Genomic DNA, 21487 nt, shown 5'->3' on the forward strand with positions numbered 1-21487 from the left:
GCGCCCGGAATTCCGTTTGCGCGTCCGTAATGGAAGCTGGCTCCCTCGTCAACCGGGAATCACCTTTCAATCCTTTTCACCTTTGTCCAAATATCCCGGGGCTTCCGAGCGCCCGGAAAAAGGTCCAGTGGACCTTTTTCAGCGAGGAAGGGGCCGGCAGGCCCGAGCGGGGGCTGGCCCCCGGCCTTCGCGGGACGCAATCAGGCATAGCCGCGCTCGATCGCGATCAGCTTTTCCTTGCGCCACAGCCCGCCCGCATAGCCCGTCAGCGTGCCGTCCGCGCCGATCACCCGGTGGCAGGGCACCACCAGGGCGATGCGGTTCGTGGCGTTGGCGCGGGCCACGGCGCGGATGGCCGTGGGACGGCCGATGGCTGTCGCAAGCTGGACATAGCTGCGCGTCCGCCCGGCGGGGATGGCCTGCAAGGCGCGCCAGACCTGCTGCTGGAAGGGCGTGCCGTGCAGGGTGACGGGAACGTCCAGGCACGGCGCGTTTCCCGCGAAATAGGCGGCAAGCTGCGCCTCGGTCCGGTCGTGGACGGGCGTGCGGCCCAGACCCACGCGGCCGCCCGCATGCGCGGACAGGCGGCGCAGCCCCTCGGGCAGGGCCTTGCGGTCGATGAATTCCAGCAGGTGCAGCGTTTGGTCATCGGCGATGGCGATCATCCCGCCCAGGGGCGTGTCGATCCAGTCGGCCAGCAGGTCCGACCCCTGCCGCATCCGGTGCGGCGGATGGCCGAACAGCCGCGCGAAGGCCGCCCGGAACCCCGAGGCCGAATCGAACCCGGCCTCCAGTTGCGCGTCGATCATCGTCGATCCTTTCACCAGGCTGGCCATCCCGCCCCGCAGCCGCGCGGCGCGGGACATGTCCAGAAAGCTTTGCCCGAAATGGCGCTTGAAGGCGCGGCGCACGGTCGAGGGGTCATGCCCGAGCGCAAGCAGGTCGGCCTCGGACCAGCGGTGGTCGGGGCGTTCGTCCAGCCGGGCCAGCAGGTCGCGGACCAGCGGCTCGCCCTCGGCCGTCGCGCCCAGCGGGTGGCAGCGGCGGCAGGGGCGGAAGCCTGCGGCCTGCGCGGCATCGGCCGAGGCGAACCAGCGGCAGTTCCGCGGCAGCGGCTTGCGCGCCGGGCAGGTCAGGCGGCAGAAGATGCCGGTGGTCGTGACCCCCACCAGGGCGCGGCCTTCCCAGGCCGGATCGCGCGCCAGCAGTGCGGCATAGAGCGTGTCGGTATCGGGCAGGTCCAGCATGTCGTTCACCATCTCCATGCCTTGACCCTAACCGATTCGCTGCGCCACGGGCCGCGAAATCGGGCGTTTATTTCTGACCCGCCAGCCAGTCGAGCATCTCATGCGCGGCCTCGGCCGGGGCGGCACGGCCACCCGCCACCGCATCGCCCAGATGCGCCAGCCGGTCGCGGGCGGCGGGCGTGTCCAGCCGCGCCAGCAGGCCCGCGCGCACATCGGCCAGAAACCATTGGCGCTCCTGTTCCGCGCGGTTGGCCGCGAGATGCCCGTGTTCCCGCCGCCAATCGGCAAGCGCCCGCATCTCCTCCCACGCCTTCGCCAGACCGTCGCCGGTCGCGGCGGATACCGGCAACGCCTTGGGAAAGCCTTGCGGATCCTGCGGGCGCTTGCGCAGCAGCCGCAGCGCGCCCGCGTAATCGGCCACCGTGCGGCGGGCGGGGCCAAGCAGCTCTCCATCGGCCTTGTTGACCAGGATCAGGTCGGCCATCTCCATGATGCCGCGCTTGACGCCCTGCAATTCGTCGCCGCCCGCAGGCGCCAGCAGCAGCACGAACAGGTCGCACATCTCGGCCACAAGGGTTTCCGACTGCCCCACCCCCACCGTCTCGATCAGCACCACGTCATAGCCCGCGGCCTCGCACAGCCGGATCGCCTCGCGCGTGCGGCGCGCCACGCCGCCCAGTTGCGCGTTCGACGGCGTGGGGCGGATGAAGGCCATGGGGTTGCGGGCCAGCGTTTCCATCCGGGTCTTGTCGCCCAGGATCGACCCGCCCGACCGGGCCGAAGACGGATCGACCGCCAGAACCGCCACGCGCAGGCCTTGTTCGGTGAGCATGGTCCCGAAGGCCTCGATGAAGGTGGACTTGCCCACCCCAGGCGTGCCCGACAGCCCGATGCGCAGCGCCTGCCGGTCCGGCAGGTCCGCCAGCAGCGCCACGGCCCGGGCGCGGTGGTCGGGCCGCGTCGATTCGATCAGCGTGATCGCCCGCGACAGGGCGCGGCGGTCGCGGGCCAGCAAGGGTTCCAGAAGCTCGTCCATGGGCCAAGGGATAGGGGCGCGCGCAGCGATTGCCAAGCCACCGTCGCCTGCCGATAATGCCGCCATGACCCGTTTCCTTGCCGCCCTTGTTCTGGCCCTGACCGCCCTGCCCGCCGCTGCCGACCCCTTGCGCCTGCTGATGGTGGAAAAGGAGGGCTGCGTTTATTGCGCCGCCTGGGACCGCAATATCGGCCCGGGCTATGCGGCCTCTGACACGGGCCGCGCCGCGCCCTTGATGCGGGTGGACATCCACGGCCCCTACCCGGACGGCCTGGCCCTGGCGCGCAGGCCCTTCGTCACGCCGACCTTCATCCTGCTGGACGGCGGCTCCGAGGTCGGGCGGCTGGAGGGCCACATGACACCCCAGCAGTTCTATCCGGCGCTGTCCGCCCTGCTGGATGAGGCGCGCTAGGCGGGGCTTTCCCAAGGCCCGCGCATCGGCTAGGCAACGGCCAGCCATTTTCAGCGACGGTGACGACAATGCATGACATCCGTGCCATCCGGGAAAACCCCGCAGCGTTCGACGCGGCCTTGGCCCGCCGCGGGCTTGCACCCCTGTCCGACCGCATCCTGTCACTGGACGCCGACCGCCGCGCCCGGATCGTGGCCGCCGAAACCGCCCAGGCCGACCAGAACCGCGCCAGCAAGGACGTGGGCGCTGCCAAGGCGCGCGGCGACGACGCCGAGTTCGACCGCCTGCGCACGCTGGTGGCCGAGAAGAAGGCCGACATCGCCAAGTTGCAGGCCGAGGCCTCGCTGCTGGACGGCCGCCTTCGCGATCTGCTGATGGAGATCCCGAACCTGCCGCTGGACAGCGTGCCGGACGGCCGCAATGAGGCCGACAACGTGGAACTGCGCCGCTGGGGCAGTCCGCGCGCCTTCGATTTCACCCCCGTCGAGCATTTCGACATCGCGGGCGTGAAACCCGGCATGGACTTCGAGACCGCGGCGAAGCTGTCGGGCAGCCGCTTCGTGGTGCTGAAGGGCGGCGTCGCGCGCATCCACCGCGCGCTGGCGCAGTTCATGCTGGACCTGCACGTGGACCGGCATGGCCTTCAGGAAACCTGGACCCCCGTGCTGGTCCTGGAAAACATGATGGTCGGCACCGGACAACTGCCGAAATTCGGCGAGGACAGCTATCTGACCCGCGAGGGATACTGGCTGATCCCCACGTCCGAGGTGACGCTGACCAACACCGTCCACGGCGATCTGGTCGATCACGCCACCCTGCCCCGCCGCATGGTGGCCCATTCCCAATGCTTCCGGTCCGAGGCCGGCAGCGCGGGCCGCGACACCACCGGGATGCTGCGCCAGCACCAGTTCGAGAAGGTCGAGATGGTGTCGATCACCGACGCCGACACCGGCCCCGCCGAACACGACCGCATGACCCGCTGCGCCGAGGCCGTGCTGGAGGCGCTGGACCTGCCCTATCGCACCATCGTGCTGTGCACCGGCGACATGGGTTTCGGCGCGCGGATCACCCATGACATCGAGGTCTGGCTGCCCGGCCAGGACAAGTACCGCGAGATCAGCAGCGTCAGTTACTGCGGCGATTTCCAGGCGCGGCGGATGAACACGCGATACCGGTCCGACAAGACCGGCAAGCCGGAATTCGTCCACACGCTGAACGGATCGGGCCTGGCCGTGGGGCGCACGCTGATCGCGGTGCTGGAAAACGGCCAGCAAGCGGACGGATCGGTTTCGCTGCCCGCCGCGCTGCACCCCTATCTGGGCGGGGCGACCCGGCTGGACGCGGACGGCAGGCTGGCCTGACCACAAGCACGTGAAACCGCGATTGCGGCAAGGCGCGCCGAAACTGGGCAAGCACCCGGGGCGTTGGCCCGCATGGCACGCGTGGCAGAGGTCATCTATCTCGGTTCGGTGACGATCTTTGTCGCCAGCAGCGCCGTGCTGGCGACCCTGGGGCGTCCTGCGGTCCAGATCGCGGCGCCGATCCTGCCCCAGACCCATTCCTATGGCCCGCTGGAGCTTGCCCCCATCCTGCCCATGGTGACCCTGCCCCAGCTTTATGTCCAGCCGCAGAACCCGCTGATGTGGGCGCTGCTGGTGTTGCTGTGGCTGACGCTGCTGGCGGACGGGATCGCGCAATACCTGGAGCCGTCGGACCATGGTCCCCATCCCGCCTGGCTGCCTCTCAGCCTGGCCCTGGCCGGGGGCGCGCTGTGGCCCTGGCTTGTGGGCTTTCACAAGCCGCTCGCCACGCTGGGCGCGCTGCTGATGCTGACCACGGCCTTGTCGGGCGCCATGCGCGCCGGGGGCCAGGGGCGTCCCGCGCCGGGCTTCCTGGCGGGGTGGAGCCTTGCGCTCGGCACGGCGACGCTGGCGAGCCTGATCGGCGCGCCGATGGACCTGACCACGCCGCAGACGGCGATCCTGGCCATCCTGCCCGGCGCGGTGATCGGGATGTTCGCCCAGGAACGGCTGGACGGGTCGCTGACCTTTTCGCTGGCGATGATCTGGGCCTTTTGCGCGGTGGCCGTGACCACCATGGCCAGCAGCCCCGGCGTGGCGCTGGCCGCGATCATCGGCATATCCGGCATGGGCGTCGTGTTCGTGCGCGCGGCGACCTGAAAGGTGATTGTCAATTCTGCGCAAGTCCGCAGGGCGGGACAAGGAAAAGCGACGAGCGTTTCCCCCGCCCGTTACGCGAGGCTGCCACCAGAGACGGCGCCGCCTTGCGACCACGGAAGGCCGGCGCCCGACCCGAGGGGGGCGTGTAAGCGCCCGCCTGGGGGCGGGTCGGGCGCTGGCCGGGCCTTAAAGGCCCGGCGGTTCAGGTGGCAATCGTATCGTGTGGCAAAGGCGATGGCCTTCGCCAATCAGGGTCAAGCCGCCTTCAAGCGTCCTTGGGCTTTTGCCGGTTCCTGTGCTTGGACAGCGCGCCCGACTGGTTGATCTTCTTGGCTTTTTCCTTGAAGGGGTTGTCACCCCCCTGGTCGCGGAAGAACAGCCGGATCGGCGTGCCGGGCATGTCGAAATCGGCCCGCAGCCCATTGACCAGATACCGCTGATAGCTGTCGGGCAGCTTGTCGGTATGCGTGGCCTTCACGATGAACGCCGGGGGCCGCGTCTTGATCTGCGTCATGTAGCGCAGCCGGATCCGCCGTCCGCCCGGCGCGGGGGGCGGATGGCTTTCGGTCATCGCGCCCAGCCACTGGTTCAGCCGCGCGGTGGGAATGCGGCGGTTCCAGACCTCGTGCGCCTTGAGGATCGCGGCGTGCAGCCGGTCCAGCCCCTTCCCGGTGCGGGCCGAGACCGTAACCAGCGGCGCGCCCTTCAACTGCGGCAGCAGCTTTTCAAAATTCGCGCGCAATTCGTTCAGCTTGTGGGGCTTGTCGTCCTCCAGATCCCACTTGTTCGCGGCGATGACGACCGCGCGCCCTTCGGTTTCCGCGAAATCGGCGATGCGCAGATCCTGTTGTTCGAACGGAATGGCCACGTCCAGCAGGACCACCACCACCTCGGCAAAGCGCACCGCGCGAAGGCCGTCGGCCACCGACAGCTTTTCAACCTTGTCCACCACCTTGGCGCGCTTGCGCATCCCGGCGGTGTCGAAGATGCGCATGGGCGTGCCCATGAATTCGGTGCTGACGCTGATCGAATCGCGGGTGATCCCGGCCTCGGGTCCGGTCAGCAGGCGATCCTCGCCGATGATCTTGTTGATCAGCGTGGACTTGCCCGCGTTGGGCCGCCCGATCACCGCCAGTTGCAGCGGGCGCGCGGCCGACGGGCGCCAATCCTCGGCCCCTTCGCCGGTCTCGGCGTCTTCCTCGGTCAGGTCGATGTCGGTTTCGGCCGCGATGGGCGTGGGGCGTTCGGCCTCGATCCGGTCGGCCAGGGGCACCAGGGCGCGATACAGGTCGTCCATCCCCTCGCCATGTTCGGCGCTGATGCGCAACGGCTCGCCCAGGCCAAGGCCCCAGGCTTCCATCGCGCCGGATTTGCCTGCCCGGCCCTCGGCCTTGTTGGCGGCGACGATCACGTGTTTCGATCGCTTGCGCAGGATCTCGGCGAAGTATTCGTCCGCCGCCGTCACGCCCACGCGGGCGTCGATCACGAACAGGCAGATGTCGGCCTCGTCGACCGCGCGTTCGGTCAGGCGGCGCATCCGGCCCTGCAGGCTGTCGTCGTCGGCCATCTCCAGGCCGGCGCTGTCGATCACGACGAAGCGCAGGTCGCCTAGCCGGGCCGCGCCTTCGCGCAGGTCGCGGGTGACGCCCGGCTGGTCATCGACCAGGGCCAGCCTTTTGCCGACAAGGCGGTTGAACAGGGTCGATTTGCCCACATTGGGCCGACCGACGATGGCGAGTGTGAATGTCATCGGAACGCGTGCAGTTGGCCGGCGCGCGAGACGACATAGATCGTCTGGCCCGCCACGGCAGGGGCGGCGGCGGCACCGCCGGGGATTTGCGCCTGGCCGACCAGGGCGCCCGAACTGGGATCGAAGACCCGCATCACCCCGTCGGACGAGGTGACGAACAGCCGTCCCCCCGCCAGCACGGGGCCGAAATGGGCGTGGATGCGGTCCTGCCTGCGGACGCGCCCGGTCGTGTAATAGGGCAGCTGGACGCGCCAGATCGCGCCGCCGGTCGCGGCGTCCAGGCGGATCAGTTCGGCCTGGTCGTTGACGGCAAAGACCGACCCGCCCGCCACCACGACCGGGCTGTTGGCCCCGTCGCGCGCCGACCAGGCCTCGATCCCGCTGTCCATCTCGATGGCGTTGATGCGGCCGGACGAGGTGCCGCCATAGACCACGTTGCCCGCGATCACCGGATCGCCGGTCACGTCGCGGATGTTGGCGACGGCCCGCCCGGTGCGCAGCCCGCCGATCTGCGCGGTCCACAAGGTCGCGCCGGTTTCCCGGTCGGCGGCCAGCAACTGCCCGGATGCAAAGGGGAAGATCACGGTGTTGCCCTGGATCGCCGGGACCGAGACTCCCATCACCCCCGCCGTCGAAGGCGTGCCGGAGGTCTGCCACAGCACCTTGCCGTCGGCTGCGCGCACCGCCCAGCCGATGTCGTTGCGGCCCAGGACATAGACCACGCCGTTCTGCACCGCCGGTCCGCCACCGATCGGCGCATCGACGCGCTGCCGCCACAGGATCCGGCCCGATGCGGCGTCCATCGCCACCAGCTCGCCAAAGCCGCCGGTGGCATAGACGCGCCCGCCTTCATAGGCGAGGCCGCCGCCCGAGACGCTGTCGCGCGCCTCCAGGGCCGGGGCGATGTCGCTGGTCCAGGCGGTTGCCCCGCCCGTCGTGGTGGCGGTGACGCGGGTGCGGCTGTCCAGGGTGAAGACCAGTCCGCCGCCCACGACCGGATCGGCGCTGATGCGGTGGCGCTTGTCGCTGCCCTGCCCGATATTGGCCGTCCAGATGCGCGACGTGCCCGCCCCCAGGGCCAGGTGCCCCGGCTGATGCGCGGCATTGCCCGCACGGTGCGTCCATTCGCCATTGGTCACGGGCGCGGCCAGCCGCAGCGCGGTCGAGGAAACGGGCGCCGGACCTTCGATGGCCGGGCCGTCGGGCGAGGTCACGGCCAGCGGGTCAAGCCGCTGCCCGGGCAGGATCGTGTCCCGTTCGCCGCAGGCCGTCATGCCAAGCGTGGCCGCCAGGGCCAGGGTCAGTCGCAGCGTGGCGGTCATTCCTCGCCTCTCCCTCGTGTTCGTTCATTGGCCCGCGCGTCAGCCCGCGGGCATGTTGTCGGACGGTTCCGGCTCGACGCCCAGGGCGATCATCATCTCGGACAGGCGCAGGCGCAAGGCTTGGCTGAGGCCGTCCTTTTGCTGGATCTGGCGGATCAGGGTGACCGCGTCGTCAGGCCGGCCCGCGCCCACCAGGGCGATGGCCTTCTGTTCCAGGGCCAGCAGTTCGAAGGGGGCGCCGGTGCGCGACAGGCGCGACAGGATCTCGTCGCGCTGCGCGGGGTCCATCGCATCGCCTTGCAGCATGACCAGCTTCAGTTCCGCAAGGTCGTGCAGCACCGTGCCCGCCGCCTGGTCGCCCGCGACATCGCGCAACGCCTCGGCCGCGGCATCGACGTTGCCGTTTTCCGACCATTCCGAGGCTGCCAGCAGCGCCGTCAGGATGCGCCGGGATTCGGCCCCCTGCGGATCGACCGCCATGATCGCCGCCGGATCGTCCGAGCCTTCCGCCGCCAGGATCGCGTCGCCCCAGGCCCGCGCCTGCGTTTCCGCCCGCGACTGGCTGTATTCGCGCCAGATCACGCCCGCCACGATGCCCAGGATCACAAGGCCCGCGACCCATCCCCACCGGCGGAACAGCCGGAACAGGCGTTCGCGGCGCAGGTCGTCGAAGACCTCGTCGATGAAATTGTCGTTCCCGTTGGCCATGCCCGCCTTCCGCCGCTTTTCTTGCGCCCTGTCTTATACCGGCATGGCGGGGAAAGCCAATGCCGCGCTTGGCGCAAAGGAAAAGGCCCGGCGGGACATGCGCCGGGCCTTCCATGATGGGCAGGGGATCACATGCGCGAGGCGACGTTTTCCCAGTTCACCAGGTTGCCCAGGAAGTTTTCCAGGTATTTCGGACGCGCGTTGCGGAAGTCGATGTAATAGCTGTGTTCCCACACGTCGCAGCCCAGAAGCGCGGTCTGCCCGTGGCAGAGCGGGTTCACGCCGTTTTCGGTCTTGGTGACCTCCAGCCCGCCGTCGGCGGTCTTGACCAGCCAGACCCAGCCTGACCCGAACTGCCCCACGCCGCCTTCGGTGAACTTCTTCTTGAAGTCATCGACCGAGCCGAAGGATTCGGTGATCGCCTTTTCCAGTTCGGACGGCATCGCGACGGGCTTCGGCGTCATCATCTCCCAGAACTGGGCGTGGTTCCAGTGCTGGCTGGCGTTGTTGAAGATGCCGTTCTGCGCGACCGCGCCCTTTTGATAGGTGCCCTTGACGATGTCTTCCAGCGGCTTGCCGTCCCATTCGGTGCCGGCCGTCAGCTCGTTCAGCTTGTCCACATAGGCCTTGTGGTGCTTGTCGTGGTGGTATTCCAGCGTTTCCCTGGACATGCCGCCTTCGGCCAGTGCGTCATGCGCATAGGGAAGATCGGGAAGCGTGAAAGCCATTTTCTGTCCTTTCAGAAGGGGTTGAGCCTTGGTCGGGCGCACGGTCCCGCATTCGGGGCCTAAACGCAAGGGGTCGGGGCGGGTTCCTGCCGGGGGCGGTAGCCGGGGGACTTCACGTCCCCCGGACCCCCTGTGGGATACTTGGATGAAGAAGATCAGCGCGGCGCCAACTGACTGCCAGGAATGGCCGCGTTTTCCAGGATCAGGCGCAGGTAGTCGGCGGTCGAGCGGAAGCCGATCAGCCGGAAGCCGCCGGGGATGCGCCACAAGGCCGCCGCCGTCTGGGCCGCGCGGCTTCGGCGCAAGCCGTCGTGGGGCAGCATGTCCAGATCGACCGGCATCAGCTTGCCGATCACGTCCGCCGCATGGGGACCGGTCACGTCGAAGACCGCGCGCGCGTCCGAGACATCGACGACCAGGGCGTGCTCGCCCGCCAGGGCATCGGTCAGCGCGGTCAGGGCATCGGCCCGTTCCGCAGCCGGCAGGACCAGCAGCAGTTCGTCCGGGGACATCCAGCCCAGGGACCGGCTGCCGTCCGTCACGATGCGGGTCTGGTCGGGGATGGCAAGGCCCGATGCCTCGGCAATGGCGTCGCCTGCGTGGTCCAGGTCGGCGCGGATCGTGACCATGCCCAGGCCTTCCACGCGAATAATGGTTGCAAGCGCCTCAGCCATTCAGGCGGGTTCCTTCCTTGTCGTAAAAGACCGGATCCACGATCCGCGCCTTCATCACCCCGCCCCCGGGCATGGGAAACTCCAGCACCTGCCCCATCCGCGCCGGGCCGTGGCGGACCAGCCCCATGGCGATGGGCCGGTTCAGCGTGGGCGAATGATAGCTGGAGGTGACGCGACCCTGCGTCCGGCGCTGCCCGTTGGCGTTCACCCCGGGTTCCACCGCATGGGCGCCATCCGGCAGAACCCGCCCGTCGAGGCTTTCCAGCCCCACAAGCTGCCAGCGGCCCCCATCCTTCATGAAGCTGCGGGCCTGCGCGCGCTTGCCGATATAATCGGGCTTCTTCTTCGAGATCGCCCAGTGCAGCCCCAGATCCTGCGGAATCACCGTGCCGTCGGTTTCGTCCCCGATCATGATGAAGCCCTTTTCCGCGCGCATGACATGCATCGCCTCGGTCCCGTAGGGGGTGATGCCCAGGTCGCGGCCCGTGTCGTGCAGCTTTTCCCACAACTCCAGCCCGCGCCCGGCAGGCACGGCGATTTCATAGCTGAGTTCGCCCGAGAAGCTGATGCGATAAACGCGGGCGGGGATGCCTGCCAGTTCGCCCTCGGCCCATTGCATGAAGGGCAAGGCGTCCTGCGACAGGTCAATGGTGCCGGGCAGGCGCTGCAGCAGTTCGCGCGCCTTGGGACCGGCGATGGCGATCTGGGCGTATTGCTCGGTCAGGTTGGCGGCATGGACCTGCCAGTCCCACCATTCGCATTGCAGCCAGTCCTCCATGTGGGCGTGGATGCGGTCGGCCCCGCCCGTGGTGGTGTGGCAAAGCCAAGTGTCGGCGGACAGCCGCGCGACGACGCCGTCGTCCATCAGGAAGCCGTTCTCGTTGCACATCAGCCCATAGCGGCATTTGCCGACCGGCAGCGTGGACATCATGTTGGTATACATCATGTCCAGGAACCGCCCGGCATCCGGTCCCTTGACGATGATCTTGCCCAGGGTCGAGGCGTCCAGCGTGCCCACCCCGTTCCGCACCGCAAGGATCTCTCGGTGGACCGCCGCGTATCGGTCCTCGCCCGCGCGGGGATAGCTGTAGGGACGGCGCCAATGGCCCACGGGTTCCCAGGATGCGCCGTGGCGCGCGTGCCAGTCGTGGATCGGGGTCTTGCGCAGGGGCTGGAAGGCCTCGCCCCGCGCCTCGGCGGCGATGGTGCCCAGGGTCAGGGGCGTGTAGGGCGGGCGGAAGGTGGTGGTGCCGGTGGCTTCCAGCGGCTGGTCCAGCGCGGCCGACAGGACCGCCAGGCCGTTGATGTTGCTGGTCTTGCCCTGGTCGGTCGCCATGCCCAGCGTCGTGTATCGCTTGGCATGTTCGACCGAGGCATAGCCCTCGCGCGCGGCCAGTTCCACGTCGCTGACCTTCACGTCGTTCTGGAAATCCAGCCACATCTTGGCGCGCAGCTTGTAAGGCGCGTTCCGGGGCATGACCCAGACGGGCATGGTGGGCGCCTCGGCCCGTTCCAGGTCGCCCGCGCAGCGCAGGTCGCCGTTCGCTGCGCCAAGGACAGTGACCATGGGCTTGCCGTCCGCGCCGAGCGGCGGGCGCGAGGGGTCGGGGCGGAACATCGCCTGCGCTTCGTCCCAGGTGATCCTGCCGCCGCAGTGGCTGTAAAGGTGCACGACGGGCGACCAGCCGCCCGACATGGCGACCACGTCGCAATCGAGTGCGCCGGTGACGCGGCCCGTCCCCGACTGGTCGCAGAGCGCCACACCCTCGACATGGGTGCCGCCCTTGACCTTGGCCACGGCGGTACCGGTCATCACCGGGATGCCCGCGGCGCGCGCCGCCTGCGGCCCGTCGCCCGTGGCCTGCGGGCGGGCGTCGATGACGGCCACGACATCAAGCCCCGCCGCTTGGGCGGTCAGGGCGGTGCGATAGGCGTCGTCGTTGTTGGTGACGACGACGATGCGCTTGCCGGGCGCGACGCCGTAATCGGCGATGAAGTCGCGCATGGCGGATGCCAGCATCACCCCCGGCACGTCGTTGCAGGCGAAGGACAACGGGCGTTCCAGCGCGCCGGTCGCCGTGATCACATGGCCCGCGCGGATGCGCCACAACCGCTGGCGGGGGATGCCCTGGTTGGGGTCGTGATCGGCCAGGGTTTCGCGCGCCAGCAGATAGCCGTGGTCGTAAAGCCCCACAGCCATGGTGTTGCGGCGCAGGGTGACGTTGGCGCGGCCCCGCAGGTCGGCCAGAGCCGCGTCGATGGCGGCCTGTCCGCCGTCGTGATCGGTCGGCGTGCGCCCGCCCCAGTGGGGGTCCTGTTCCAGAACGATCACGCGCCCGCCCTTGTCCGCCGCCTCGCGCGCCGCCGTCAGGCCGGCGATGCCGCCGCCGACGACCACCACCTCGGCAAAGCCGTAAGCCTGTTCATAGCGGTCGGGATCGGGACCTGTGGGCGCGCGGCCAAGGCCTGCGCTGCGGCGGATGATCGGCTCGAACAGGTGTTTCCAGAAGGGGCGAGGGTGGATGAAGGTCTTGTAATAGAAGCCCGCGGGCAGCAGCGGCGACAGCCAGGTGTTGATCGCGCCCACGTCGGCGTCCAGCGAGGGCCAGCAGTTCTGGCTGCGCAGCACCATGCCCGCCACAAGCGCGGTGGTGCTGGCCCGCTGGTTGGGTTCGAACCGGCCGCCCTGGCCCAGGCCGAACAGCGCGTTCGGCTCCTCGGCGCCCGAGGCGAGGGGGCCGCGCGGGCGGTGATACTTGAAGGACCGGCCCATCAGCATCTGGCCATTGGCCAGCAGGGCGGATGCCAGCGTGTCGCCCTGCACGCCGCGCAGGTGGCGGCCGTCGAAGCGGAAGGCAAGCTGGAAGGCGCGGTCGATCAGGCGGCCGCCACGGACCAGGCGGAAGGGGGGCGTGCGGCTCATCCGACCACCGCCTCGGAAGCCTGCGGCCAGTCGGGCACCCATTCGGGCCGCGCCTGGCGGGCGTTCGCCACGATCTCGTCCGTGGCGTGCGCCGTCTGGGCCTTGTAGGTGCCATAGACCTGCATGGTGTGGGTGTCGCGGGCGGCCAGGAACCATTTGCCGCAGCCATAGGCGTGGCGCCAGCGTTCGAAATGCACGCCCTTGATGTTCTTGCGCGCGAACAGATAGGCCTCGAAATCGGCGGCCGTGCCGTCGGGACCGATGCGCTTCAGATGCGCCTCGCCTCCGGGGGACAGTTCGGTTTCCTCGGCTTTGACGCCGCAATAAGGGCAGGTCAGGATCAGCATCGCGCTCTCGAACGGGTGGGGATGGTGAACGATGAAAACCACCCGAGCAAGGCTGCGGGTGGTTTCGGGACGAAGGCCGGGGGCTGGCTGCCCCCGGACCCCCGCGGATATTTCGATGAAGAAGAAGCCCGCCGGGCGGTGCCGGCGCGGCGCGGGTCAGTTGGCCGGGGCCGGGGTGCCCGTCGTGGTTCCGGTCGTGGTTCCGGGCGCGGCGGGTTCGACCTCGACGGCGTCATCGACAGCCGGGTCAGCGGTCGTGGTGGCCGGGGCGGTCGTGGTCGCGTTGCCGGTCGCGGTCGCGTCGGTCGCGGCATCATCGCTGCCCGACATGAAGAAGAACAGCAGCGCCACCACGACGATGATGGCACCGATGATGATATACATGCGATTGCTGTTGGGTTCGGCCATTCTCGTCCCTTTCGATTCACCCTGAGGTACCCGGACAATGAGACCGGCGCCCCTCGGGTTCCTTGAAATTCCCGTGCATCGTCAGCCATGACTAATGCGCCACACCGGCCGCGACGGATTCGTCGATGAAGCGTCCCTCGCGGAAGCGGTTCAGGCCGAAGGCGGCGGCCAGCGGACCGGGCCGGCCTTGGGCCACCAGTTCCGCCATGGCCCAGCCGGACCCCGGTATGGCCTTGAAGCCGCCGGTGCCCCAACCGCAGTTCACGAAGACGCCCCCGACCGGCGTCGCCGACAGGATGGGAGAGCGGTCGCCCGTCATGTCCACGATCCCGCCCCATTGCCGCAGCATCTTCAGGCGGGAAATCATCGGGAAGGTCTCGACCAGGGCGCGCACGGTTTCCTCGACATGGTGCCAGCTGCCGCGCTGCGTGAAGGCGTTATGGCTGTCGGTGCCGCCGCCGATCACCATTTCCCCCTTGTCGGACTGGGACATGTAGCCGTGGACGGTGTTCGCCATCACCACCACGTCCATGCAGGGCTTGACCGGCTCGCTGACCATGGCCTGCAGGGGCACGCTTTCGATGGGCAGGCGGAAGCCCGCCATCTCGGCCAGTTGCGACGAATGACCGGCCACGACCAAGGCCAGCTTGTCGCAACCGATGCGGCCCTTGGCGGTGTTGACGGCGCGGACTTGGCCGCCGGCGGTCTCGACCCCCGTGACCTCGCAGTTCTGGATGACGTGCATTCCCATGTCGGAACAGGCCCGCGCATAGCCCCAGGCCACCGCGTCGTGCCGCGCCGTGCCGCCGCGCGCCTGGTAAAGCCCGCCCAGCACCGGATAGCGCGGCCCGTCGATGTTGATGATCGGCACCAGGTCCTTGACGCGCGCAGGCTCGATCCATTCGGTCGCCACGCCCTGCAGCGCGTTGGCATGGACCGTGCGGCGATAGCCGCGGACCTCGTGTTCGGTCTGGGCCAGCATGATCAGCCCGCGCGGGCTGAACATCACGTTGTAGTTCAGGTCCTGCGAGAGCGTTTCATAGAGCTTCAGCGCCTTGTCGTAGATCGCCGCGGACGGGTCTTGCAGGTAATTGGACCGGATGATCGTGGTGTTGCGGCCCGTGTTGCCGCCGCCCAGCCAGCCCTTCTCGATCACCGCGACATCGGTGATGCCGTGGTTCTTGCCCAGATAGTAAGCCGTCGCCAGCCCGTGCCCGCCCGCGCCGACGATCACCACCTTGTAGCGGTCGCGCGGTTCGGGGCTGGTCCAGGCGCGGGTCCAGCCCCGATGCTGGCGCAGCGCCTCGCGCGCGATGGCAAAGACCGAATAGCGGCGTGACGGCATCAGGAACCCCTGTTGGACTTGGCCGCAGAATGGCGGGACGGGACCGCAGGCTCAAGACGGCTTGCGGCGCGATCACGGCAAAATGCGACAGCCTGACGCTTTCCGCCGAAGCGAAAGCGCCCTAAAGGAGGGACCAACCGGAGGGCTGGAATGTTCTGGATCATCTGCGCCGCCACCACGATCGTCGTCGGCCTTGCCATCATCGCGCCCCTGCTGCGGGGCGGGCGCATGGCTGCCGAACCGACGGCGGCCTTCGACCTGCGCGTTTACCGCGACCAGTTGAAGGAGGTCGAGCGCGACCTGGACCGCGGCGTGATCGCCCCCGAGGAGGCCGCGCGCCTGCGCACCGAGATCGGCCGCAAGGTGCTGGACGCCGACCGCCGCCTGTCCCAAGCGGGAACGGGCGGCGCGGGCGGGCGCGGGCTGCTGGCGCTGTCGCTGCTGGCCTTGCTGTTCGCGGGGGCGGCGGCGCTTTACTGGCGCGAAGGCCAGCCCGGGCGCGACGACCTGCCCATCGCCCGGCGCATCGCCGAGGCCCGGCAGGTTTACGACAACCGCCCCAGCCAGGCCGAGGCCGAGGCCAGGGCGCCCGCCCCCGTGGTGCCCGAGGTGCCCGAAGATTTCGCCGCCCTGATCGGGCAGCTGCGCGAGGCGGTGGCGAAGAACCCCGATGACCCGCAGGGCCTCGCCTTGCTGGCCACGAACGAAATCCGCCTGGGCAATCTGGCCGCCGCCCGGGATGCGCAAGCCCGCCTTGTCGCATTGCGCGGCGACGATGCGAGTGCAGGCGACCTGGTGCGCCTGTCCGCCCTGATGATCGAGGCGGCGGGCGGCCTGATCACCCCCGAGGCCGAGGCGGTCCTGGTCCGCGCCCTGACCAAGGATCCCGCGCATCCGCAGGCCCGCTATCTGCTGGGGATGCTGCAATTGCAGAACGACCGCCCCGACCGCGCCTTTCCGATCTGGCGCAGCCTGCTGGAGGAAGGCCCCGAGGACGCCCCCTGGATCGCCCCCATCCGCACCGCCATCGCCGACCTGGCCTGGCTGGCGGGCCAGCCCGACTATGTCCCGCCTGCGCCCCTGCCCGGTCCCGATGCGAACGCCATGGCCGCAGCCGAGGACATGTCGCCCGAGGAACGCCAGCAGATGATCGCGGGCATGGTGTCGCAACTGGAAGCCCGGCTGGCCCGACAGGGCGGCACGGCCGAGGAATGGGCGCGGCTGATTTCCTCGCTGGTGGTGATCGGGAACACGGACCACGCGCGCGACATCTGGACCGAGGCGCAGACCCGCTTCGCCAGCCAGCCCGAGGCGCTGGACACCGTGCGCCAAGCCGCCGTCCAGGCGGGGCTGGTCCCATGATCCACCCCGAGATCACCGATTTCGCGGCCAGCCTGCCCCCGGTGGGCGGCATCGCCGGGCTGGATCTGGGCACCAAGACCATCGGCGTGGCGGTTAGCGACGGGCTGCGCCAGGTGGCCTCGCCCCTGACCGTGATCCGACGGCAGAAGTTCACGCTGGATGCGGCGGAACTGCTGGCGATCGTCAAGGACCGCACGCTGGTGGGCCTGGTGCTGGGCCTGCCGCGCAACATGGACGGCAGCGAAGGCCCGCGCGCCCAATCGACCCGCGCCTTCGCCCGCAACCTGGAACGGCTGACGGATCTCTCCATCGGCTTCTGGGACGAACGCCTGTCCACGGTGGCCGCCGAACGCGCGCTGCTGGAGGCCGACACCTCGCGCAAGCGCCGGGCCGAGGTGATCGACCAGGTGGCCGCCGGTTACATCCTGCAAGGCGCGCTGGACCGGCTGCGGTACATGACGCGATGATCGAAACGCCCTGCATCAAGGTCTGCGTGATCGACCCCGCATCCCGGCTTTGCACCGGCTGCTGGCGGACCCTGGACGAGATCGCCGCCTGGGCCAGCCTGCCGCCGGAAACGCGCCGCCGGATCATGGCCGAACTGCCCGCGCGCAAGGGCTGATCCCTGCGCTTGCCGCCTTGGCCGCCATCTGCGATAGAAACCGCGATCCCGACCAAAAGGCCGCCCATGACCTTTCGCGCCCGCCACCTGCTTGGCATCGACCACCTCGCCCCGCCCGAGATCGTCACCCTTCTGGACCTGGCCGAGGATTACGTGGCCCTGAACCGCCGCACGGTGAAGCACGCCGACGCGCTGGAGGGCATGACCCTCATCAACATGTTCTTCGAGAACTCCACCCGCACCCAGGCCAGCTTCGAATTGGCGGGCAAGCGGCTTGGCGCGGACGTGATGAACATGGCCGTCGCGCATTCCTCGGTGAAGAAGGGCGAAACCCTGATCGACACCGCCCTGACGCTGAACGCCATGCAGCCCGACCTGCTGGTGGTGCGCCACCCCCATTCGGGCGCGGTCAACCTGCTGGCCGAAAAAGTCAACTGCGCCGTCATCAACGCGGGCGACGGGCGGCACGAACACCCCACGCAGGCGCTGCTGGACGCGCTGACCATCCGCCGCGCCAAGGGCCGGTTGCACCGCCTGACGGTCGCCATCTGCGGCGACATCGCCAACAGCCGCGTGGCCCGGTCGAACCTGCTCTTGCTGGGCAAGATGGAAAACCGCCTGCGCCTGATCGGCCCCGCGACCCTGATGCCCGCAGGCGCCGGCGAGATGGGCGTCGAGCTGTTCGAGGACATGCGCGAGGGGTTGAAGGGCGCCGACGTGGTGATGATGCTGCGGCTGCAAAAGGAACGCATGGACGGCGGCTTCATCCCGTCGGAACGCGAATATTTCCACCGCTTCGGCCTGGACGCCGAGAAACTCGCCTGCGCCGCGCCCGACGCCATCGTCATGCACCCCGGCCCCATGAACCGCGGGGTCGAGATCGACGGCACCATTGCCGATGACATCAACCGATCCGTGATCCAGGATCAGGTTGAAATGGGCGTCGCCGTGCGGATGGCTGCGCTGGACCTGCTGGCGCGGAACCTGCGGGCGGAACGGGGACGGGCGGCGGCGGGGGTGATGGTGTGAGCGATTTTGGGCGACTAGAACGCGTCGACCTGCGCCACGGCTGGATGACCGAAGCACAGCATTTCACCCCCTGGCTTGCACGCGAAGAAAACCTCGCGCTCTTGGCTGACACTCTGGGTCTTGATCTTGAGTTCGAAGCGCAGGAGCAAGCTGTCGGACCCTTCCGAGCTGATATTCTGTGCAAGAACACCGCCGATGACACCTGGGTTTTGATCGAGAATCAGTTGGAACGCACCGATCACAGCCATCTGGGCCAACTCATCACCTATGCGGCAGGTCTGCATGCGGTCACGATCATCTGGATTGCCGCACGCTTTGCTGATGAACACCGCGCCGCGTGTGATTGGCTGAACGAGATAACATCGGAGAATGTTCGCATCTTCGCTCTCGAGGTGGAACTGTGGCGGATCGGTCAAAGCCCCATCGCACCCAAGTTCAACATCATCAGTCAGCCGAATGACTGGGCCAGGCAGGTCGCCACAGCGCAGAAGGCTATTACCGATGGTGAATTCAGCGAAACCCGCCAAACCCAGTGGCGCTATTGGAAAGCGGTCGAGGATCTGATCGGCAAGGCCAACGGCGTGATACGGCCCGTATCGCCCCAGGCCAGTTCTTGGGTCTCGCATGGCATCGGCAAGACCGGCGTGCATTTCAATTTTGCCATGAGCCGCCCCGAGAATCTTGTCCGGATCGAGGTTTATCTCTCTGGGCTTCATGCAAAGTCCGATTTTGCCCAACTAGCGGCCCGCCGGGCCGAGATCGAGGCAAAGCTGGGCCAGCCCCTTGTCTGGCAGCCCATGCCCGACAAGAAAGATGCGAGGATTGCCCTTCACTTGCCCAATATCGACCCCTTCGACGAGGCTGACTGGGAACGTCAACACCGCTGGATCGTCGACAATGCCCGGTCGCTGCACCAAGTGTTCCGGCCTCTGGTTATGTCGCTGGACCGCAGTGGCAAGATCGCCGAAGACCCTGCATCCTCTGAGGCGCCATGACCGCGACGCTGTTCACCAATGCCCGCCTGATCGACCCCGAGGCGCAGACCGACGCCCCCGGCAGCCTGCTGGTCCAGGGCGGCGTGATCGAGGCCATCGACGCCCCCGCCCCCGAAGGCGCCACCGTCATCGACTGCCAGGGCCGCGCCCTGGCACCGGGGATCATCGACTGGGGCGTCAAGATCGGCGAGCCGGGAGAGCGGCACAAGGAATCCTTCCGCAGCGCGGGCCTTGCCGCCGCCGCCGGGGGCGTGACCACCATCGTCGCGCGGCCCGACACGGCCCCGCCCATCGACACGCCGGAATCGCTGGAATTCGTCACCCGCCGCGCGGCGGACGCGCCCGTGAACATCCGCCACATGGCCGCCCTGACCAAGGCGCGGGAGGGGCGCGAGATGGTCGAGATCGGATTCCTGACCGATGCGGGCGCGGTCGCATTCACCGACGGCGTGCGGCAGGTGGCGGACACGCGCCTGCTGTCGCGCTGCATGACCTATGCGCGGGGCCTGGGCGCGCTGATCGTGGGCCATCCGCAGGACGCGGACCTGTCGCGCGGGGCGGCGGCCACCAGCGGCAAGTTCGCCTCGATCTACGGCATTCCCGCCGTGTCGCCGGTGGCCGAGGTGATCGGGCTGGACCGCGACCTGGCCCTGGCACAGATGACCGGATGCCGCTGGCACGCGGACCAGATCACCACCGCGCGCGCCCTGCCCGCCCTGCGCCGCGCGCGGGATGCGGGGCTGGACGTGACGGCGGGGATCTCGATCCACCACCTGACGCTGAACGAATACGACATAGGCGATTACCGGACCTTCTTCCGCTTCACGCCCCCCTTGCGGTCGGAAGACGACCGGCTGGCGATGGTGCAGGCGGTGGCGGACGGGCTGATCGACGTGATCGCCAGTTTCCACACCCCTCAGGATGAGGAATCGAAGCGCCTGCCCTTCGAGGCCGCAGCCCCCGGCGCCGTGGGCCTGCAAACGCTGCTGCCCGCGGCGATGCGGCTTTACCACGGCGGCGGACTGACCCTGCCCCAACTGTGGCGGGCGATGTCGCTGAACCCGGCCAGGCGCCTCGGCCTGCCGGGCGGGCGGCTGTCCGTGGGAGCGCCTGCCGACCTGGTGCTGTTCGACCCTGACGCGCCCTTCGTGCTGGACCGCTTTACCCTGCTGTCGAAATCGAAGAACACCCCCTTCGACGGCGCGCGGATGGAGGGGCGGGTGATCGGCACCTGGGTCGCGGGCCGCCGCGTGTTCGGAGGCGAGCCATGATCCTGTGGACGATCTTCGGCTATCTGCTGGGGTCCATCCCCTTCGGCCTGGTCATCGCCCGCGCCCTGGGCCTGGGCGACCTGCGCGCCATCGGGTCGGGCAATATCGGCGCGACCAACGTGCTGCGCACCGGCAACAAGCCCGCCGCGCTGGCGACGCTGCTGCTGGACAGCGGCAAGGGCGCCATCGCCGTGCTGGTCGCGCGCCAGTTCGGCGGCGACATGGCGGCGGTGCTGGCAGGGGGCGCGGCCTTCCTAGGCCATTGCTTCCCGGTCTGGCTGGGCTTTAAGGGCGGCAAGGGGGTGGCGACCTTCCTGGGCACGCTGATCGCGCTGCATTGGCCGCTGGGCCTGATCGCCTGCGGGGTCTGGCTGCTGACCGCAGCCGTCAGCCGCATCAGCAGCCTGTCGGCGCTGCTGGCCGCAGCCCTGTCGCCTGTCTTCGCCTGGGGGATGGGCCGCACGGACCTGATCGCCGTCAGCCTGTTCATGGCGGTGCTGATCGTCGTGCGCCACCGCCCCAACATCGCCCGCCTGCTGGACGGCACCGAACCCCGGATCGGGAAGAAGGGCTAGCGTTCGGCCACCAGCGTCCGGCCTGCCGGGCGCGCGGGGCGGACGGGAACGGGTTCGGGCTGCGGCTCGGCCACGACCTCGCGCAGGGGGGTCTGGCTGAAGACGCGGACCGGGGCTGCGGCAGGTGCCGCGACGCCCTGCCCCGCGATGCGGCGCAGCGCATCCGCCCCGCGGCGGGCCGAGATCGCCAGCGAGACCAGCGCAAGGCACGCGCCCGACAGCAGCACCAGCATCACGATTCCCAGCATGCCCACGAAGATCGGCAAGGGCGGCAGCCCCTCGGCCTGGCCGACCTGGGTCACGATGGCCCCGACCAGGGCCGCGACCCCCACCGCGAAGACCGCGCCCACGATCCGCTGCACCCACACCATCGCATCCGCCTTCATCGCCTGTCCCCTTTCCGGTTTGATCCTGCCCTGCCACCGCCACGAATCCGGCGCAAGACGGGGGGCGGTCATTTTGTCGTGCGCCCGCCCGGAATGTCGCCGGCAATCGTGCGAAACAAAACGTTTTTATTGAAATTCGGGCATCATGCTGCAAGCACAGGATGCAG

Annotated in this window: 22 protein-coding genes; 10 read left to right on the top strand and 12 right to left on the bottom strand. The window is 68.9% G+C overall.

Annotation, left to right across the window (positions count from 1 at the left end):
* Nucleotides 1-200: 200 nt before the first annotated feature.
* Nucleotides 201-1265, bottom strand: coding sequence for a bifunctional transcriptional activator/DNA repair enzyme AdaA (locus tag GIY56_RS06295; RefSeq protein ID WP_230312340.1), 1065 nt, complete (start codon nucleotides 1263-1265; stop codon nucleotides 201-203).
* 49 nt (nucleotides 1266-1314) lie between these two features.
* Nucleotides 1315-2283, bottom strand: coding sequence for a methylmalonyl Co-A mutase-associated GTPase MeaB (gene meaB, locus GIY56_RS06300; RefSeq protein ID WP_154763977.1), 969 nt, complete (start codon nucleotides 2281-2283; stop codon nucleotides 1315-1317).
* Nucleotides 2284-2347: 64 nt separating this feature from the next.
* On the opposite strand from meaB, the gene GIY56_RS06305 reads away from it, so the two are divergent.
* The 3 genes from GIY56_RS06305 (at nucleotide 2348) to GIY56_RS06315 (ending at nucleotide 4875) form a co-directional block, all read left to right on the top strand.
* Nucleotides 2348-2695 carry a thioredoxin domain-containing protein gene (locus GIY56_RS06305; protein WP_154763978.1) on the top strand — a complete coding sequence of 116 codons (348 nt, stop codon included), beginning with the start codon at nucleotides 2348-2350 and terminating at the stop codon, nucleotides 2693-2695.
* A gap of 68 nt (nucleotides 2696-2763) precedes the next feature.
* On the top strand, nucleotides 2764-4056 hold the full coding sequence (gene serS, locus GIY56_RS06310; RefSeq protein WP_154763979.1) for a serine--tRNA ligase: 1293 nt from the start codon (nucleotides 2764-2766) through the stop codon (nucleotides 4054-4056).
* Between the two features lie 72 nt (nucleotides 4057-4128).
* Nucleotides 4129-4875 carry a hypothetical protein gene (locus GIY56_RS06315; protein WP_154763980.1) on the top strand — a complete coding sequence of 249 codons (747 nt, stop codon included), beginning with the start codon at nucleotides 4129-4131 and terminating at the stop codon, nucleotides 4873-4875.
* Nucleotides 4876-5140: 265 nt separating this feature from the next.
* Here the strand turns inward: GIY56_RS06315 and der are convergent, their stop codons facing one another.
* The 9 genes from der to GIY56_RS06360 form a co-directional block, all read right to left on the bottom strand.
* Complete coding sequence (der, locus tag GIY56_RS06320) at nucleotides 5141-6625, bottom strand: ribosome biogenesis GTPase Der (protein WP_154763981.1); 1485 nt, start codon at nucleotides 6623-6625, stop codon at nucleotides 5141-5143.
* Entirely contained in the window at nucleotides 6622-7947 is a 1326-nt protein-coding gene (locus tag GIY56_RS06325) for a PQQ-like beta-propeller repeat protein (RefSeq protein ID WP_154763982.1), read from the bottom strand. Before GIY56_RS06325 ends, der begins: the two co-directional genes overlap by 4 nt.
* Before the next feature lie 39 nt (nucleotides 7948-7986).
* Nucleotides 7987-8655, bottom strand: coding sequence for a tetratricopeptide repeat protein (locus GIY56_RS06330; RefSeq protein WP_154763983.1), 669 nt, complete (start codon nucleotides 8653-8655; stop codon nucleotides 7987-7989).
* 128 nt (nucleotides 8656-8783) lie between these two features.
* A complete protein-coding gene (locus GIY56_RS06335; protein ID WP_154763984.1) occupies nucleotides 8784-9383 on the bottom strand; it encodes a superoxide dismutase in 600 nt (199 codons plus the stop codon).
* 155 nt (nucleotides 9384-9538) lie between these two features.
* Nucleotides 9539-10057, bottom strand: a complete 519-nt coding sequence (locus GIY56_RS06340) for a sarcosine oxidase subunit gamma (RefSeq protein WP_154763985.1) — start codon at nucleotides 10055-10057, stop codon at nucleotides 9539-9541.
* A complete protein-coding gene (locus GIY56_RS06345) occupies nucleotides 10050-12980 on the bottom strand; it encodes a sarcosine oxidase subunit alpha family protein (protein ID WP_154763986.1) in 2931 nt (976 codons plus the stop codon). The genes GIY56_RS06340 and GIY56_RS06345 overlap by 8 nt, the downstream gene beginning before the upstream one ends.
* Complete coding sequence (locus GIY56_RS06350; protein ID WP_154763987.1) at nucleotides 12977-13327, bottom strand: sarcosine oxidase subunit delta; 351 nt, start codon at nucleotides 13325-13327, stop codon at nucleotides 12977-12979. Before GIY56_RS06350 ends, GIY56_RS06345 begins: the two co-directional genes overlap by 4 nt.
* A 156-nt stretch (nucleotides 13328-13483) precedes the next feature.
* On the bottom strand, nucleotides 13484-13735 hold the full coding sequence (locus tag GIY56_RS06355; RefSeq protein WP_154763988.1) for a hypothetical protein: 252 nt from the start codon (nucleotides 13733-13735) through the stop codon (nucleotides 13484-13486).
* 91 nt (nucleotides 13736-13826) lie between these two features.
* Nucleotides 13827-15080, bottom strand: a complete 1254-nt coding sequence (locus GIY56_RS06360; RefSeq protein ID WP_154763989.1) for a sarcosine oxidase subunit beta family protein — start codon at nucleotides 15078-15080, stop codon at nucleotides 13827-13829.
* Nucleotides 15081-15230: 150 nt separating this feature from the next.
* Here GIY56_RS06360 and ccmI point away from each other — a divergent pair, with 150 nt between their 5' ends.
* The 7 genes from ccmI (at nucleotide 15231) to plsY (ending at nucleotide 20934) form a co-directional block, all read left to right on the top strand.
* Nucleotides 15231-16442, top strand: coding sequence for a c-type cytochrome biogenesis protein CcmI (ccmI, locus tag GIY56_RS06365; RefSeq protein WP_154763990.1), 1212 nt, complete (start codon nucleotides 15231-15233; stop codon nucleotides 16440-16442).
* Nucleotides 16439-16909 (top strand): Holliday junction resolvase RuvX, encoded by a 471-nt coding sequence (ruvX, locus tag GIY56_RS06370; RefSeq protein ID WP_154763991.1) that lies wholly within the window; start codon nucleotides 16439-16441, stop codon nucleotides 16907-16909. Before ccmI ends, ruvX begins: the two co-directional genes overlap by 4 nt.
* Entirely contained in the window at nucleotides 16906-17064 is a 159-nt protein-coding gene (locus GIY56_RS06375) for a DUF1289 domain-containing protein (RefSeq protein WP_154763992.1), read from the top strand. The genes ruvX and GIY56_RS06375 overlap by 4 nt, the downstream gene beginning before the upstream one ends.
* Nucleotides 17065-17130: 66 nt before the next feature.
* Complete coding sequence (locus tag GIY56_RS06380; protein WP_154763993.1) at nucleotides 17131-18093, top strand: aspartate carbamoyltransferase catalytic subunit; 963 nt, start codon at nucleotides 17131-17133, stop codon at nucleotides 18091-18093.
* Entirely contained in the window at nucleotides 18090-19088 is a 999-nt protein-coding gene (locus tag GIY56_RS06385) for a DUF4268 domain-containing protein (protein ID WP_328288464.1), read from the top strand. The genes GIY56_RS06380 and GIY56_RS06385 overlap by 4 nt, the downstream gene beginning before the upstream one ends.
* On the top strand, nucleotides 19085-20359 hold the full coding sequence (gene pyrC / locus GIY56_RS06390) for a dihydroorotase (protein WP_154763994.1): 1275 nt from the start codon (nucleotides 19085-19087) through the stop codon (nucleotides 20357-20359). The genes GIY56_RS06385 and pyrC overlap by 4 nt, the downstream gene beginning before the upstream one ends.
* Complete coding sequence (gene plsY, locus GIY56_RS06395) at nucleotides 20356-20934, top strand: glycerol-3-phosphate 1-O-acyltransferase PlsY (protein ID WP_154763995.1); 579 nt, start codon at nucleotides 20356-20358, stop codon at nucleotides 20932-20934. Before pyrC ends, plsY begins: the two co-directional genes overlap by 4 nt.
* Here plsY and GIY56_RS06400 read toward each other — a convergent pair.
* Entirely contained in the window at nucleotides 20931-21320 is a 390-nt protein-coding gene (locus GIY56_RS06400) for a hypothetical protein (RefSeq protein ID WP_154763996.1), read from the bottom strand. The two genes, plsY and GIY56_RS06400, sit on opposite strands and share 4 nt — an antisense overlap.
* Nucleotides 21321-21487 lie beyond the last annotated feature (167 nt).

This window comes from Paracoccus lichenicola (assembly GCF_009708075.1).
GTDB classification, from domain to species: domain Bacteria; phylum Pseudomonadota; class Alphaproteobacteria; order Rhodobacterales; family Rhodobacteraceae; genus Paracoccus; species Paracoccus lichenicola.

What these genes read in the sequence shown, in the direction of transcription:
- GIY56_RS06345 (WP_154763986.1), bottom strand. Translation starts at nt 12,980, where the DNA reads ATGAGCCGCACGCCCCCCTTCCGCCTGGTCCGTGGCGGCCGCCTGATC.
- GIY56_RS06380 (WP_154763993.1), top strand. Translation starts at nt 17,131, where the DNA reads ATGACCTTTCGCGCCCGCCACCTGCTTGGCATCGACCACCTCGCCCCG.
- der (WP_154763981.1), bottom strand. Translation starts at nt 6,625, where the DNA reads ATGACATTCACACTCGCCATCGTCGGTCGGCCCAATGTGGGCAAATCG.
- GIY56_RS06315 (WP_154763980.1), top strand. Translation starts at nt 4,129, where the DNA reads ATGGCACGCGTGGCAGAGGTCATCTATCTCGGTTCGGTGACGATCTTT.
- ccmI (WP_154763990.1), top strand. Translation starts at nt 15,231, where the DNA reads ATGTTCTGGATCATCTGCGCCGCCACCACGATCGTCGTCGGCCTTGCC.
- GIY56_RS06355 (WP_154763988.1), bottom strand. Translation starts at nt 13,735, where the DNA reads ATGGCCGAACCCAACAGCAATCGCATGTATATCATCATCGGTGCCATC.
- GIY56_RS06400 (WP_154763996.1), bottom strand. Translation starts at nt 21,320, where the DNA reads ATGAAGGCGGATGCGATGGTGTGGGTGCAGCGGATCGTGGGCGCGGTC.
- GIY56_RS06340 (WP_154763985.1), bottom strand. Translation starts at nt 10,057, where the DNA reads ATGGCTGAGGCGCTTGCAACCATTATTCGCGTGGAAGGCCTGGGCATG.
- GIY56_RS06330 (WP_154763983.1), bottom strand. Translation starts at nt 8,655, where the DNA reads ATGGCCAACGGGAACGACAATTTCATCGACGAGGTCTTCGACGACCTG.
- GIY56_RS06335 (WP_154763984.1), bottom strand. Translation starts at nt 9,383, where the DNA reads ATGGCTTTCACGCTTCCCGATCTTCCCTATGCGCATGACGCACTGGCC.
- GIY56_RS06375 (WP_154763992.1), top strand. Translation starts at nt 16,906, where the DNA reads ATGATCGAAACGCCCTGCATCAAGGTCTGCGTGATCGACCCCGCATCC.
- serS (WP_154763979.1), top strand. Translation starts at nt 2,764, where the DNA reads ATGCATGACATCCGTGCCATCCGGGAAAACCCCGCAGCGTTCGACGCG.
- meaB (WP_154763977.1), bottom strand. Translation starts at nt 2,283, where the DNA reads ATGGACGAGCTTCTGGAACCCTTGCTGGCCCGCGACCGCCGCGCCCTG.
- GIY56_RS06360 (WP_154763989.1), bottom strand. Translation starts at nt 15,080, where the DNA reads ATGCCGTCACGCCGCTATTCGGTCTTTGCCATCGCGCGCGAGGCGCTG.
- ruvX (WP_154763991.1), top strand. Translation starts at nt 16,439, where the DNA reads ATGATCCACCCCGAGATCACCGATTTCGCGGCCAGCCTGCCCCCGGTG.
- plsY (WP_154763995.1), top strand. Translation starts at nt 20,356, where the DNA reads ATGATCCTGTGGACGATCTTCGGCTATCTGCTGGGGTCCATCCCCTTC.
- pyrC (WP_154763994.1), top strand. Translation starts at nt 19,085, where the DNA reads ATGACCGCGACGCTGTTCACCAATGCCCGCCTGATCGACCCCGAGGCG.
- GIY56_RS06305 (WP_154763978.1), top strand. Translation starts at nt 2,348, where the DNA reads ATGACCCGTTTCCTTGCCGCCCTTGTTCTGGCCCTGACCGCCCTGCCC.
- GIY56_RS06325 (WP_154763982.1), bottom strand. Translation starts at nt 7,947, where the DNA reads ATGACCGCCACGCTGCGACTGACCCTGGCCCTGGCGGCCACGCTTGGC.
- GIY56_RS06295 (WP_230312340.1), bottom strand. Translation starts at nt 1,265, where the DNA reads ATGGAGATGGTGAACGACATGCTGGACCTGCCCGATACCGACACGCTC.
- GIY56_RS06350 (WP_154763987.1), bottom strand. Translation starts at nt 13,327, where the DNA reads ATGCTGATCCTGACCTGCCCTTATTGCGGCGTCAAAGCCGAGGAAACC.